The 13,526-nt window shown below is 63.3% G+C and carries 11 protein-coding genes; 2 read left to right on the top strand and 9 right to left on the bottom strand.

Annotation, left to right across the window (positions count from 1 at the left end; translation table 11 throughout):
* Window positions 1-95 precede the first annotated feature (95 nt).
* Window positions 96-1,316, bottom strand: coding sequence for a lytic murein transglycosylase (locus AC0L2L_RS04140; protein ID WP_473576370.1), 1,221 nt, complete (start codon window positions 1,314-1,316; stop codon window positions 96-98).
* Window positions 1,317-1,554: 238 nt separating this feature from the next.
* Here AC0L2L_RS04140 and galU point away from each other — a divergent pair, with 238 nt between their 5' ends.
* On the top strand, window positions 1,555-2,460 hold the full coding sequence (gene galU / locus AC0L2L_RS04135) for a UTP--glucose-1-phosphate uridylyltransferase GalU (protein WP_473576368.1): 906 nt from the start codon (window positions 1,555-1,557) through the stop codon (window positions 2,458-2,460).
* 53 nt (window positions 2,461-2,513) lie between these two features.
* Here the strand turns inward: galU and AC0L2L_RS04130 are convergent, their stop codons facing one another.
* The gene (locus AC0L2L_RS04130) at window positions 2,514-4,307 is read right to left on the bottom strand and encodes an outer membrane beta-barrel protein (RefSeq protein ID WP_473576366.1); all 1,794 of its coding nucleotides are present in this window, start codon (window positions 4,305-4,307) and stop codon (window positions 2,514-2,516) included.
* 160 nt (window positions 4,308-4,467) lie between these two features.
* Here AC0L2L_RS04130 and AC0L2L_RS04125 point away from each other — a divergent pair, with 160 nt between their 5' ends.
* The gene (locus AC0L2L_RS04125) at window positions 4,468-5,469 is read left to right on the top strand and encodes a KpsF/GutQ family sugar-phosphate isomerase (RefSeq protein WP_473576365.1); all 1,002 of its coding nucleotides are present in this window, start codon (window positions 4,468-4,470) and stop codon (window positions 5,467-5,469) included.
* Window positions 5,470-5,536: 67 nt separating this feature from the next.
* Here AC0L2L_RS04125 and AC0L2L_RS04120 read toward each other — a convergent pair whose 3' ends face one another.
* From AC0L2L_RS04120 to AC0L2L_RS04090, 7 genes are all read right to left on the bottom strand, one after another.
* Window positions 5,537-6,001 carry an NfeD family protein gene (locus AC0L2L_RS04120; RefSeq protein WP_027165180.1) on the bottom strand — a complete coding sequence of 155 codons (465 nt, stop codon included), beginning with the start codon at window positions 5,999-6,001 and terminating at the stop codon, window positions 5,537-5,539.
* A gap of 20 nt (window positions 6,002-6,021) precedes the next feature.
* Window positions 6,022-6,972 (bottom strand): SPFH domain-containing protein, encoded by a 951-nt coding sequence (locus AC0L2L_RS04115; protein WP_473576364.1) that lies wholly within the window; start codon window positions 6,970-6,972, stop codon window positions 6,022-6,024.
* Between the two features lie 136 nt (window positions 6,973-7,108).
* Window positions 7,109-8,173 carry a ferrochelatase gene (hemH, locus tag AC0L2L_RS04110; protein WP_473576362.1) on the bottom strand — a complete coding sequence of 355 codons (1,065 nt, stop codon included), beginning with the start codon at window positions 8,171-8,173 and terminating at the stop codon, window positions 7,109-7,111.
* Between the two features lie 272 nt (window positions 8,174-8,445).
* Window positions 8,446-10,347, bottom strand: coding sequence for a 5'-nucleotidase C-terminal domain-containing protein (locus AC0L2L_RS04105; RefSeq protein ID WP_473576360.1), 1,902 nt, complete (start codon window positions 10,345-10,347; stop codon window positions 8,446-8,448).
* 190 nt (window positions 10,348-10,537) lie between these two features.
* Entirely contained in the window at window positions 10,538-10,909 is a 372-nt protein-coding gene (omp10, locus tag AC0L2L_RS04100) for an outer membrane lipoprotein Omp10 (RefSeq protein WP_027165176.1), read from the bottom strand.
* An 86-nt stretch (window positions 10,910-10,995) separates the two neighbouring features.
* Complete coding sequence (locus AC0L2L_RS04095; protein ID WP_473576358.1) at window positions 10,996-12,441, bottom strand: homospermidine synthase; 1,446 nt, start codon at window positions 12,439-12,441, stop codon at window positions 10,996-10,998.
* A gap of 137 nt (window positions 12,442-12,578) precedes the next feature.
* Entirely contained in the window at window positions 12,579-13,508 is a 930-nt protein-coding gene (locus AC0L2L_RS04090; protein WP_473576357.1) for a heme-dependent oxidative N-demethylase family protein, read from the bottom strand.
* Between the last annotated feature and the right edge of the window lie 18 nt (window positions 13,509-13,526).

Genomic DNA, 13,526 nt, shown 5'->3' with positions numbered 1-13,526 from the left:
TTCACAGAATCGCCAGCCCGCCCCAAGGATCTTATTTTGCGCAATTCCGAACGGAAAACCGCTACGCGCTTTTCCTGGAATTGCTCTGGACGGCTCTACTGCTTGCGGAGCCATTTGAGCACTTCCATGCTCGGATAGCCATCCTGGCTCAAGCCGACCTTTGCCTGATAGGCCATGATGGCGGCTTTCGAGCCATCGCCGATCTTGCCGTCGAACTTGCCGTCATAATAGCCGTGCTCGGAAAGCCGCTTCTGCAGCTCCTGCCGTTCCTCGAAGCTGAGCTTGGTGAAAGGCCGTTGCCAGTCCTGCACCAGCCCGGTGCCGCCGGAGATCTCGTCGGCCAGGAGGCCGACGGCCAAAGCGTATTTGTCGGCATTGTTGTAGGCCTTGATGACGGAGAAATTGCTGATCATCAGGAAGGCGGGGCCGCCGCGGCCGTCCGGCACCTTCAGCGTCGCCTTGTCGGTCAGGTTCTTGAACGGCTTGCCGCTGGCCCTGGCGACGCCGAGCGCCTGCCATTGGGCGATCGTCTTGGCCCCGCCAGGCAATTTGCCTGCCGGTATGGTGACCTCGTAGCCCCAGGTCTTGCCGGCCTGCCAGCCGTTCTTCTTGAGCAGATTGGCGGAGGTCGCCAGCGCATCGGGGATCGAATTCCAGATGTCGCGCTTGCCGTTGCCGTCCATGTCGACCGCATAGCGCTGATAGCTGGTCGGGATGAACTGCGTCTGTCCCATCGCGCCGGCCCAGGAACCCATCAGATGGCTTTCGTCGATGTCGCCGGTCTGCAGGATCTTCAACGCCGAGATCAGCTGGGTGCGGGCATATTTCGATCGCCTCGGATCGCCATAGGCAAGCGTCGCCAGCGAACGGACGACGTTGCGCATGATATCGTCGCGCTTGAGCGTCTCGCCATAGTTCGATTCCATCGACCAGATGGCCAGAAGGATGTTGCGGTCGACACCGAACCGCGCCTCGATGCGATCGAGCCACGGCTTCCACTTCTTCGCCATCGCCTGGCCGTTGGCCACCGACTGGTCATGCACCCGGTTGTCGAAATAGTCCCAGGCGGGCGCGGTGAATTCCGGCTGGGTGCGGGCCTTTTCCAGCACGACCGGGTCGGGCTCGATGCCTCTCATGGACTGATCGTAGACAGCGCCCGAAACGCCGCCCGCGACCGCGGTGGCGCGGAAAGCCGAGACCCACTGGCGGAACCCGGCATCGGCGAAAGCGGGTCCGGCGGACATCAGCAAGGCCAGCGTGAGGCCGGCGGCCATCACCAGTGCCGTCAGGCGCCTTGCGGTGCTGCGAACGGACATCATTTCCTCCTTCGTCAAATCAGGAAGGATCATTCAACGCCGAACCGGGTTAGCATTTAGTTTACCATAGGTGCCGCCGGGAACGAAAAGAGGTGTCGGGGCTTTTAGTTCTCACAGTCGACCTGGCGGTTCGGTAGTCCAACATTCCGGCGTTAAAATGATTCCGCCGTGAAAGTGTCAGGGGGATTGCGGAGCGCGCCGCCGAGCGGATAATTGATTGAAACGCAGGGGTGTCAGCATGAAGCGTGTTCGCAAGGCAGTTTTCCCGGTCGCCGGGCTCGGCACGCGGTTCCTTCCGGCCACCAAGGCCATCCCGAAGGAAATGCTGACCGTCGTCGACCGGCCGGTCATCCAATATGTGGTCGACGAGGCGCGCGAGGCCGGCATCGAGCATTTCATCTTCGTCACGGGGCGCAACAAAGCGGTCATCGAGGACCATTTCGACGTCCAGTTCGAACTCTATGACACGCTTGCACAGCGCGGCAAGGACGACCAGCTTGCCCGCCTGCAGCGGCTGCAGCCGGCGCCGGGACAGACGAGCTTCACGCGCCAGCAGGTGCCGCTGGGCCTCGGCCACGCCGTCTGGTGCGCCCGCGAGCTGGTTGGCGACGAACCCTTCGCGCTGCTTTTGCCCGACATGATCATGCAGTCGGAAAAGAGCTGCATGAAGGACATGGTCGAGCTCTATGCCGAGACCGGAAACAACATCATCGCCGTGCAGGAATGCGATCCGGCCGAGGCCCACAAATACGGTATCGTCGGCCGCGGCGAGGACACCCATCACGGCTTCCGCATCACCGGGATGGTCGAGAAGCCGAAGCAGGGCACCGCGCCCTCCAACCTCTTCATCAATGGCCGCTATATCCTGCAGCCGGAGATATTCGGCATCCTGGAAAGCCAGGAGCGTGGCGCCGGCAACGAGATCCAACTGACCGACGCGATGCTGAAGCTGGAGAAAAAGCAGCCTTTCTACGGCTATCACTATAAGGGGCGCACCTTCGACTGCGGCTCGCCGGAGGGTTTCGTCGAGGCCAATGTCGCCTTCGCGCTCTGGCGCAGCGATATGAATGGCAGCATGGCCGACGTCATCCGCACGCTGCTGGATGAAGTGCAGCCGGCGGAACGGCGCGGGGCTGCGTTCTAGCCTCTCGGCTCGGCCTGACCTGAATCTCGGTATAGGCTTACCTGTCAGCGCCTTCAGCGCTGAACCTTTAGGCCGAGATACACGCTGTTGGCGGTGTAGTCGCGTCCGGGCAGGTTGCTGGTCAGCTTCTCGGTCCTGACGCGGGTGGTAATTCCGGCATAGCGGTTCAGCCACCATGTCAGCCCGGCCTCGGCGCTCAGGATCAGGTCGTGGCCGTCGGAGCCGGTATAGTCGCGCCAATCGAGGCCAAGTGCCGAATTCGCCGTCAGATTGGCGCGGATCTGGCGCTCGCCGGTCAGACGGCCGGAGTAGAGGATATCGCCGCTCTCGCCGGCCGTCGTGGTGGTCTCGACGTTGGTTTTTCCGGTGAGCCCGATGATCGTGCCGCGCTCGGGCGACCATTTCAGGTCGGCGTCGATGCTCGGACCCGCCACAGCCGCAAGGCGGTCGTCGTCGATCGCTTCACGCAGCCAGCCGACGGAAAATTCACCAGACAGCTTCTCGCCCATGTCGAGCTCGAGCCCGGCGCGCGCGCCAAGCCTGGTCGACGACCGTTCGAAGCCGTCGGTGTCGACGCGCAGGTCGTAGATGCGTCGCCCAGCCTCGACCTCCGTGAAGGGTGTCAGCGCCGGCGAAATCTCGTAGCCGGTGCGCAAGGTTGCCGTGTAGAGCGTGGAGTCGCGATCCTTTTGCGATATGCTGGTCCCGTCCGAAAGTTCGGCGTCGCCGTAGAAGTCGTGCGAGACCGCGCCGGTCAGCGCATAGCGCATCTTACCGACGCTCTTTTCGATGCCGAGGCTGCCGTCAACGGTCTGACGCAGCGGCTGTTGGGTGACGCCGGCGATCGCGTCCGGCGAGGAGGCCGATTCCGGTGCCGCCTCATAGCCGAGCTTGGCGATGGCGCGCAGCTCGTTGTCGAGGTCGACATTGAGTTGGCCTTCGATGCGGCCCTGCGCGTCGTCGATCTTCTGGCCGGAGACGGTGTTGCGGAACAGGCCGTAGCCGGTGATCAAAGCCGAATTCTCGCGCCAATCGGAGGTCGCCGTGAACCGCAGCGCCGTCTCGGACAGAACCGCGGATTTTCCGGTGCTGCTGGAATCGGCGTTGGACGTCGCGGTGAAACCCTGCTCGAGCGTCGGCCGGAATAGAAAGGTGCCGATCTTGACACCGGGGGCGGCGAAGGGGTCGTCCTCGGGCTTGATCTTCTGGCCCTCGATGGATGCCGTGCGCTCCGCGCCGGGATCCAGCTTCTGCCTGTCGACGCTGTCGATGGTGACCGCACGACGGTTGGCATCCTCCCCATCGGCGGCGGTGTCGGCCTGGCTGCTCGTGCTGGCGGTGGCAGCGGTGGTCGTGCTGTCCGTCGGCTCGCCGGTTGTTTTCTTGGCCTTTTTCTTGTCGGCCGCCTTGGTGTCGGCCTTTGTCTTGGCGTTTTCGGTGCGCTGCTTCGCCGTCGAAGGCCGGCGCGGTTTTACCGGCGCCGTCGTGCCGGCAGATGAGTCGTCGGTTGCCTGCGGCTGCTGGTCGAAGATGCTGTCCGTTGCTCCCGCGGCCTGGTCGTCATCGGGAACAGCACCGGGGCTTGCCGGCTGATAAGTCGTCGTTGTGTCCTGGAGGGCCGCGGCGACGGGCGTGTTCTGATCCTGCGATCCTTGCGCCCTCAACTGCCTGGCCTTGCGCTGCTGGTCGGCAAGTATGGCCGATTCGGAAACCTCGCCGCGCAGCTCGGTTTCCTGCGAAAATGCCGGAACCGGGCGCAGCAAAGCGAGAGCGCTTGCCGTCAGCAGCAGTGCCGCAATGGCAATGCCCCTTCGACCGATTTTCGTTTCAGGCTGGCCCCCGGACATCGTCACCACTGCTTGCGCGGCGCGGTTGCGCCATACTTACCGAACCGTAAATGCGGATGGTTAACGGAGGGTTGAGAGAGCCGCCCTGGAGACGTCCGGATCGGCAGACCGCGGCAATTCCGTTGGACAGGGGCGCGGCAAAGCGCTAATCGCTTGCGCCATGCATGCGGGGTCCCCAGAAAGAAAGCAGCCGGACAGGCAGGCTGCGATCGAATCGGCGCTGAGAACGGTGGCGACGGAGCATGCCGGTGTGGCGGCGCTGGCCGCCGCGCTCGCGAACGGACTGGCCGAGCCATTCGCGGCAGCCATCGATCTGATTTCGCGGATCGAGGGGCGTGTCATCGTCACCGGCGTCGGCAAGAGCGGCCATATCGGTGGCAAGATCGCAGCGACGCTTGCCTCGACCGGAACGCCGGCTTTCTTCGTCCATCCTGCAGAGGCCAATCACGGCGATCTCGGCATGATCGCCCGGGATGACGCCATCATTGCCATGTCCTGGTCGGGCGAGAGCAAGGAACTGATGGGTATCGTCGCCTATTCCAGGCGCTTCTCCATCCCGCTGATCGCCATCACGTCGGGCGAGAGCTCGGCGCTTGCGCGCGCCGCCGACGTGGTGCTGCTGCTGCCGGCCGTGCCTGAGGCCTGTCCGCATGGGCTGGCACCGACGACATCGGCGCTGCTGCAATTGGTCATGGGCGATGCGCTGGCGATCGCGCTGCTCGAGGCGCGCGGCTTCACGCCGGACCATTTCCGCACCTTCCATCCGGGCGGCCAGCTCGGCGCCAATCTGACGCAGTTGCGAGAGATCATGCATGTCGGCGAACGGTTGCCCCTGGTGCCGTCGGGCACCGGCATGCGCGAAGCGATTGCCGAGCTTTCGCGCAAAGGCTTTGGCTGTGTGGCGATCACCGGTGCTGACGGCGCACTTGTCGGTATCATCACAGATGGCGACATCCGCCGGCATATCGGCAGCGATCTTCTGTCGATGAGCGTCGATCAGGTGATGACGAAGAAGCCGAAGACGGCGGCCCCTGACACGCTGGTGGCGACGGCGCTGCAGACGATCAACGCTTCCGCCATCACCAGCCTGATGGTGGTCGAGGGCGGACGGCCGGTCGGGCTTGTGCATCTGCACGATCTGCTGCGGATCGGCGCGGCTTAGAGCAATTCCAGGAAAAGTGTGGCACGGCTTTCCGTCAGGAATTGCGCCATCCTGACGTCGCCTCGGTTCAAACCGCCTCGACGGTCAGATCCAGATCGGTGTCGGCGGCCCCTGTCACGCGCACCTGCGTGCCGGCCGGCAGATCCGGGCCCGAGACACGCCACAGCGTATCACCGAGCTTGATGCGGCCGCGGCCGTCCTTGATCGGCTCGGCAAGCGTGGCCATCTTGCCGACCATCTGCGCACCACGGCGGTTCAGCAGCGGCTGATCGGTCGGATCGTGGCGGCCGCCAACGAGCTTCTTGCCGACATAGGCCGAAACCAGTGAAAGCGCGAGGAAGGCGAGCACCTGAACTTGCCAGGTCCAGAAGCTCGCATCCCAGATCAGCAGCGAGATCGCGCCGATGAGCAGCGCCGCGATGCCGATCCACAGCATGAAAATGCCGGGAGCGATAACTTCCATCACCAGCAGCACGAAGCCGAGAACCATCCAGTTCCACGGGCCGAGTTCGAACACAATGCGGTCAAGCATGGGAGCAGCCTCCTATGACCTCAGCTCTCGCTCGGGCGAACCACGGGCGGGCGGGCGGCCTGCCGTTGCGCGCCGTTGCTGCCTTCGCTCCTGAACACTTCCTTGGCAATCTCGCCAATGCCGCCAAGCGTGCCGATCAACGAAGAAGCCTCAAGCGGCATCAGCACGACCTTGCTGTTGGCGGCCGAGCCGATCTTAGTCAGCGCTTCCGTGTATTTCTGGGCGACGAAGTAGTTGAGAGCCTGGACGTCGCCTTTGGAAATGGCTTCGGACACGACTTGTGTGGCGCGGGCTTCAGCTTCAGCCGAGCGTTCGCGAGCCTCGGCATCGCGGAACGCGGCTTCCTTGCGACCCTCGGCCTCCAGGATCTGCGACTGCTTGAGACCTTCGGCGGCGAGGATCTGCGCACGCTTGTTGCGTTCGGCCGTCATCTGCCGTCCCATCGACTCGATGAGGTTGGCCGGCGGATTGATGTCCTTGATCTCGACGCGGGTGATCTTGATGCCCCATGGGTGCGCGGCCTCGTCGACCACGCGCAGCAGGCGCTCGTTGATGGCGTCGCGGTTCGACAGAAGCTCGTCGAGGTCCATCGAACCCATGACCGTGCGGATGTTGGTCATCGTCAGGTTGAGGATCGCGTTCTGCAGGCCGGCGACCTGGTAGGCGGCCTGCGCCGCGTTGAGGATCTGGAAGAAGGCGATGCCGTCGACACCGACAATGGCATTGTCGCGGGTGATGATTTCCTGGCTCGGGACGTCGAGCACCTGCTCCATCATGTTCATCTTGGCGCCGATGCGGTCGACGAACGGGACGATGAGATTGAGGCCTGGGCTCAATGTCTTGGTATAACGGCCGAAACGCTCAACCGTGTAGTTGTAGCCTTGCGGGATTGTCCGGATGCCCTTGAAAAGCACCAATACGACAAGTGCAACAAGAACAATGATGGCAATATCGAAACCGCTGAAACCCATTTCGTTTCTCCCCTCAAAAGGCGGCGACCTCACAGAATCACTTAAGTGTGTTTCCGCAACGTTACAATCAGGTGATCGCTAATATTGGTTAGCGGCGGGTTTTGCGCACCGGTTTCGAGCCAGTCGGTGAAACCGGTCACACCCAGCCGGAAAGCTCGCGCCGCACCAGCGCTTCAATGACCGCCATGCCCTCGGCGCTGTCGTTGAGACAGGGGATGTGGGCAAAGTTCTTGCCGCCGGCGTGATGGAAGGTTTCGGCCGCTTCACGCCCGATCTCGTCCAGCGTCTCGATGCAGTCGACGGAAAAGCCCGGATTGACGATGGCGATCGATTTCACGCCGTCCTTGGCCAGTTTCTCGACGGTCACGTCGGTATAGGGCTGCAGCCATTCCTGCGCGCCAAAACGCGACTGGAAGGTGGTGATGAGTTTCTTCTCGTCCCAGCCGAGCCTTGCGCGCAGCAGCCGCGTCGTCTCCAGGCAATGCGCCCGGTAGGGGTCGCCCTTGTCGGAATAGGGCTTGGGGATGCCGTGGTAGGAGGTGATCACCACCTCCGGCACGAAATCGAGCGTCGCCAGATGCTTCTCGATCGAACGGGCAAGCGCCTCGATATAGACCGGTTCGTCATAATAGGGCGGCACGCTGCGGATCGCCGGCGCATGCCTGATCGTCATCAGCGCGCGGAACAACTGATCGTTGGCCGTCGCCGTCGTCGTCGCCGAATATTGCGGATAGAGCGGAAAGGTGAGGATGCGCTCGCAGCCCTGCTCGACCAGCTTTTGAGCGACGCTTGCTGTCGAGGGACTGCCGTAGCGCATCGCCCAATCGACCACCACATCGGGCAGGTCGGCCAGCGCTGGGGCCAGTTTCTCGGCCTGGGCGCGGGTGAAACTGCGCAGCGGCGACTCGTTCTTCTCCCGGTTCCAGATCCGGGCGTAGTTGGCGCCGGATTTCTTCGGCCGGGTGGTCAGAACCAGCCCGTAAAGGATCGGATACCAGATCGCCTTGTTGAGCTCGATGACGCGCGGGTCGGAGAGGAATTCGCGCAGGTACCGCCACATCGGCTTGAAGTCTGTGCCGTCGGGCGTGCCGAGATTGACAAGCATGATGCCGACCTTGCCGGGCTTGACCGGCGCGGCGGCAGCCTGCGCCGGACCGGCGGTCTCGGCGGCTTTCGCATCGGCAGGGTTGGCAAGCGTCATCGACTGTCTCCGGGCGCAACAGGAGCGGCTCAGCTTTCACCGACCACTGGGTCGTAGCAATGCCTGTTTAGCGCAATTCCGGACAGAAAACCGCCGCCGCGCTTTGCCTGGAATTGCTCGGGCCGCGAAACTAACGATGCCGCGCCGGTTTACAATGCTGCGTCTGGCCGCACCTTCCGAGCTGAAAACTGGCCCAACTGAAAGCTGGCCCAGCTAAAAACAGGACACCCGCCCTGTTTCCAGGGCGGGAGCCGTGAATTTCATGGAAAGGCTTACTTCGCGGCCGGCGGAATGGTCAGCGTCGCGCCGAGCGGCAGGCGGCGCGGCCTGTAGTCCTTGTTGGCCTCGGAGATCAGCTTCCACTTGGTGGCGTCGCCATAGGCCTTCTTGGCCAGGTCCCAGTAGGTGTCGCCAGCGGCGACGGTATGGTTGGTCTCGGCCGGTTCCGCTGCCGGCGTCGCGGGCGCGGTCTCGGCCGGCTTTGCCGGTTCTGCTGCCGGTGCGGGCGCCGTCGCCGCAGGCGCCGGTTCCGCAGGCTTGGCGGGTTCCGCCGCCGCCGTCGTTGCCGCAACCTCGGTGATGCGGCCGTCGAGCTTCGGCGTGTAGGGCCGATGCGCGCCGAGATAGTCCGCTACCACCTGTTCGAGGCCCGGACCGTAGTCATAGGCATCGGTGGCCTTGTCGGCGAAGACCTTGTAGCCGTCGCCACCCTGGCGGACATAGTTGTTGGTGGCGACCAGATATTGCTTGTCCGGGTTGATCGGTGTCCAGGCGCCGTTCTCCATCACCTCGACCGATTTGACGCGGCCGGCATTGGGCGCGGCCGATCTGTCGAAGGAATATTTCAGGCCGGCAACCTGCGGGAAGCGGCCTGCGCCGTCCTCGATCTGGCTGAGGCCGCTTTCGAGCCCCGCGACCAGGTCCTTGCCCGAGATCTTGAAGGTCGCCAGCGTGTTCTGGAACGGCAGCACGGTCAGCACCTCGCCCATGGTCACCGTGCCCTGGTCGATCGAAGCGCGCAGGCCGCCGCCGTTGGAGACGACGATCTCGACGCCCTGGCCCTTGACGCGGTCGAGGATGGCGTCGGAGACGAGATTGCCCATCTCGCACTCACGCGCGCGGCAATTCTCGCGGCTGCCGTCGATCGGCTTGGTGGTCTCGGCCACCTCCTTGTTCTTCAACGCCTCGATCGGCGCGCCGAGCTCCTTGATGCGGGCAAGAACGGCCGGATCGGGCACGATAGACTTGTCGAGATAGATCGGGTCGCCGCTCGCTTCCTTGACGACGCCGCTATCGTCGAACACCACCTTGAACTCGCCGAGATATTTCGAATAGGACGCCGCCTGCACCACCGGTACCTTGGAGCCGTCCGGATTGTCGACCATCGTCGGATACGGTCCCTCGGCTTTCGGATCGGTGTTGGACAGAAGCGTGTGACTGTGGCCGCCGACCACCACGTCGATGCCCGGGATCTTGGCGATGACGTCGCGCTCGCGCCGGTAGCCGATATGGGTGACGGCGATGATCTTGTTGACCCCTTGCGCCTTGAGTTTTTCAACCTCCGCCGTGATCGACTTGACATCGTCCGCGATGGCGATGTTCGGGCCGGGCGAGGCGAGTTCCGGCGTGTCGTTGGTGACGGCGCCGATGATGCCGATCTTCTGGCCGCCGACCTCGACCATGATCGACGGCTTGATCTTGCCCGCCGCGCCGGACTTGTCGTTGGGCAAGACATTGGCGCTGACGATCGGGAATTTGGCCTTGTCGAGGTAAGGCACCAGCGCGGTCTCGCCGTCGTCGAATTCGTGGTTGCCGAGCGTCACCGCGTCGGGCTTGATCTGGTTGAGGAATTCCTCTTCCACCGCGCCCTTGTAGGTGGTGTAGAACAGCGATCCCTGGAAGCTGTCGCCTGCATTGAGCAGCAGCACGTTCTGTCCTTCGAGCTTCTTGCGCTCCTGGGCGATCGCGGTGATCAGGCGGCCGGCGCCGCCGATGCATTCGCCCTTGGTCTCCTCATCGGCGGAACAGGTCGACTCGTATTTGTTGTTGCCTTCGATGCGGCTGTGCCAATCGTTGAAGTGCAGGATGTTCAGCGTGTAGTCGGCAAAAGATATGCCCACCGACAGGCCAAGCGTCGAGGCGGACAGGGCTAAAATGGCGGCAATCTTCTTCATCTTCGTCTCCCGGATGAACTGACTTCCAAGGTGCTTAATCCCCTTGCTTGACTGGAAAATAACAGTCAGCCTCGCGTCATGTTCACATCGGGTTCCGGTCGATGCAAGCACAAATCAGGGAGATGTTTGCCGGCATAAAAAAGGACGGCGGCTGGCGCCGCCGTCCCTGTCTCTGGATGTTCGCGAGGCCTTAAGCCCGGCGCGTCAGCACGAAATTCTGGCCGCTGGCGCTGGTGCAGTTGAGCTGGCTGGTGGAGACCATCAGGCAGTTGAAGCTGACCGGCGTCTGGCGGATCAGCGAGGTGCCGTGGATCTCGACCGAGGTCGGTCCGGTCATGGTGTAGCTGCCTTCCGACAGTTTCTGGCCGGTATCGGTCGCGACAGTGTTGAAGCTGCCGGCCGCGAAGGTCGACAGGCCGGTGCCCTTGGCGTCGATCCAGTTGCCCTCGACGCCCTTGGGCGCCGCCGCGATCGGCTCGGAAGGGCCGGTGGTGGTGCAGGCGGCCGCAGCCAGAAGGCTTGCCGCGGCGCCTGCCGAAAGCAGTTTGCGCGCAATGGTCATTTTGAAAATCCTCTCCTCAGTCCGCCGATACTCAATCGCCCGATTTCCGGGCGATTGCAAGGCGCAGAGACGTGCCGGCCGAACCGCTATCGGACCAGAATGTTGCGGAACTGCCACGGGTCGTCCTTGTCCAGGTCCTCCGGGAAGAGGCCCGGACGATTGTCCAGCGGCGTCCAGTCGGTGTAGTAGCCCCTGACCGGCCCGAGATAAGGCAACTGCACTTCGAGGCAGCGGCGGTAGTCCATCTCGTCGGTTTCGACGATGCCGGCCGTCGGGTTCTCCAGCGCCCAGACCATGCCCGCGAGCACCGCGGAGGTGACTTGCAGGCCGGTGGCGTTCTGGTACGGGGCGAGCTTGCGCGCCTCGGCCAGCGAGAGCTGCGAGCCATACCAATAGGCGTTCTTGTCGTGACCGTAGAGCAGCACGCCAAGCTCGTCGACGCCGTCGACCAGCTCGTGCTCGTCGAGCACGTGGTGAACCGGCTGCGGCTTGCCGGCAGCGCCGAACATCTCGTCCAGCGACAACAAGGCGTCGTTGCAGGGGTGATAGGCATAGTGGCAGGTCGGGCGGTATTGAACCTTGTCCTTCTTCGAGCGAACGGTGAAGAAGTCGGCGATCGAGATCGCCTCGTTATGCGTCACCAGCAGGCCGTATTGCGGGCCCGGCGTCGGGCACCAGCTGCGCACGCGCGTGTTGGCGCCGGGCTGTTCCAGATAGATCGCCGCCTTGGAGCCGTGCTTGTGCTTCTTGCCGTTCTTCGGCATCCAGTTTTCGTGCGTGCCCCAGCCGAGCTCGGCCGGCTGCAAGCCTTCCGAGATGAAGCCCTCGACCGACCAGGTGTTCCAGAACACGTCCATCGGCTTCGGCTTCTTGGTGCGCTGGGTGTCGCGCTCGGCGATATGAATGCCCTTGACGCCGGCCTTCTTCATCAGCTTGGCCCAGGCCTCGCGGTCTTCCTGCGCGGGCTCCGAAAACTCGAGACCAAGATCGGTTGCGAGGTTGACCAGTGCCTTTTTGACGAACCACGAGACCATGCCGGGATTGGCGCCGCAGGTGGAGACCGCCGTCGCGCCGCCCGGCTTGTCGTGCTTTTCCTTGATCATCGCTTCGCGCAGCGCGTAGTTGGTGCGGCTGGCATTGTCGGCCTCGGCGTCGAAATAGAAGCCGAGCCACGGCTCGACGACGGTGTCGATGTAGAGCACGCCGAGCTTGCGACACAATTTCATCAGGTCCACCGAACCGGTGTCGACCGACAGGTTGACGCAAAAGCCCTGGCCGCCGCCATTGGTCAGAAGCGGCGTCAGCAGCTTCTTGTAATTCTCCTTCGTCACTGCGTCCTGGACGAAGGTGATGCCGCGCTCGTCGAGCAGCTTGCGGTCGGTGTCGCGCGGGTCGATGACCGCCATGCGCGACTTGTCGAACTTGAAATGGCGCTCGATCAACGGCAGCGTTCCCCGCCCGATCGACCCGAAGCCGATCATCACGACAGGACCGGTGATTTCGCCGTAAACGGGCCAGTTTTCATTCGCCATTTTTTCGCACACTCCTTCAAACACATGCAAACCCGGCACTTCCGCAGGACGGCCAAGCGCTACAACCACAGATCATTGTCATAAACCAGCGAAAAGCACCAACCGCCGGTCAAGCCGGCTTGGCGGCGTGGTTAAGCCTATCCGGCCATGCCGTCGAGGAACGCAACCAGCCTGTCGCGGTCGGCGGTCAGGCCTTTATAGTCGAGTTGTAGCTGGTCGAGAGTCTGGAGCTGCTCCGCGAACGAGGCGGCAAGCGTTGCCCGATCCGGGTGGCCAGCGAGCACTTTGATGGGATCGATGTGGATGCGGATGGTGAAGAGGATGTCGCGCGAAGTAGGCAGCTTGCGCAGCGTCTGGCGTTCGACGCGGATGAAGGCATGGGCGTCGATGTCGCCGTCGGGGAAGCGGCTCGGGCGGTTGGTGGCGCGGTCGATGCGCTCGACGTTGGAGAGCGGATGATAGAGCGCGTCGTCAGCCTGGATCGACCAGTTGAAGCGCTCGACCGCCTGGCCCTGCAGGCCGTCGAACATGCGATTGATGAGATCGGCCGGCCGCGTGCCGGGTCCGAAGCCGGGCACCGGTGCGTGGATCTCCTGCAGCGGCTTGCCGAATTTCTCCTGAAGCGACCATGACGAAGGGAAACAGAGCGAGCCGGCGGCGAGCCGCCAGCCGCGCTCGTCGCGACGCATCAGGATCAGGTCTTCCTGGACGAGCAGCGACGCTTTTGCGAGCGGCGCCTCGCGCAGGGCAGGGGGCAGCCTGCCGAATGCCCCCTCGAAACCGACCGGCTCGATATCCGTGCCGTTGCGGCGGTGCGTGCCGGGATGCGCGGCTTCGAGATGCGCGGCCAGCAGGTCCAGCACTTCGCGTTGAGCGTCGCGGGTGCCGTCTTCCGCGACAAAGACCTTTTGCGGCATCTCGGTGTAAAGCCGCTGCTTTTCGGCCAGGTGTGGCAGCAGGAATTCGTCGACCTCGATCCAGCGATCGAATTCGAGCGGCTTCAGCCCGATGGTGAAGAGTTTTGAAGACCCGTCATAGGGCGTGTGGGTCGGCTGGCGAATGGTCATGCTTTTCTCAAAAATAGG

This window comes from Mesorhizobium sp. WSM4832, from assembly GCF_055811115.1.
The sequence above is the reverse complement of the archived record's forward strand: the minus strand, read 5'-3'. Positions and strand labels throughout refer to the sequence as shown.

Bases quoted from the DNA above. Each gene is read 5' to 3' on its own strand.
- AC0L2L_RS04140 (WP_473576370.1), bottom strand. From the start codon at position 1,316: ATGTCCGTTCGCAGCACCGCAAGGCGCCTGACGGCACTGGTGATGGCC.
- galU (WP_473576368.1), top strand. From the start codon at position 1,555: ATGAAGCGTGTTCGCAAGGCAGTTTTCCCGGTCGCCGGGCTCGGCACG.
- AC0L2L_RS04130 (WP_473576366.1), bottom strand. From the start codon at position 4,307: ATGTCCGGGGGCCAGCCTGAAACGAAAATCGGTCGAAGGGGCATTGCC.
- AC0L2L_RS04125 (WP_473576365.1), top strand. From the start codon at position 4,468: ATGCATGCGGGGTCCCCAGAAAGAAAGCAGCCGGACAGGCAGGCTGCG.
- AC0L2L_RS04120 (WP_027165180.1), bottom strand. From the start codon at position 6,001: ATGCTTGACCGCATTGTGTTCGAACTCGGCCCGTGGAACTGGATGGTT.
- AC0L2L_RS04115 (WP_473576364.1), bottom strand. From the start codon at position 6,972: ATGGGTTTCAGCGGTTTCGATATTGCCATCATTGTTCTTGTTGCACTT.
- hemH (WP_473576362.1), bottom strand. From the start codon at position 8,173: ATGACGCTTGCCAACCCTGCCGATGCGAAAGCCGCCGAGACCGCCGGT.
- AC0L2L_RS04105 (WP_473576360.1), bottom strand. From the start codon at position 10,347: ATGAAGAAGATTGCCGCCATTTTAGCCCTGTCCGCCTCGACGCTTGGC.
- omp10 (WP_027165176.1), bottom strand. From the start codon at position 10,909: ATGACCATTGCGCGCAAACTGCTTTCGGCAGGCGCCGCGGCAAGCCTT.
- AC0L2L_RS04095 (WP_473576358.1), bottom strand. From the start codon at position 12,441: ATGGCGAATGAAAACTGGCCCGTTTACGGCGAAATCACCGGTCCTGTC.
- AC0L2L_RS04090 (WP_473576357.1), bottom strand. From the start codon at position 13,508: ATGACCATTCGCCAGCCGACCCACACGCCCTATGACGGGTCTTCAAAA.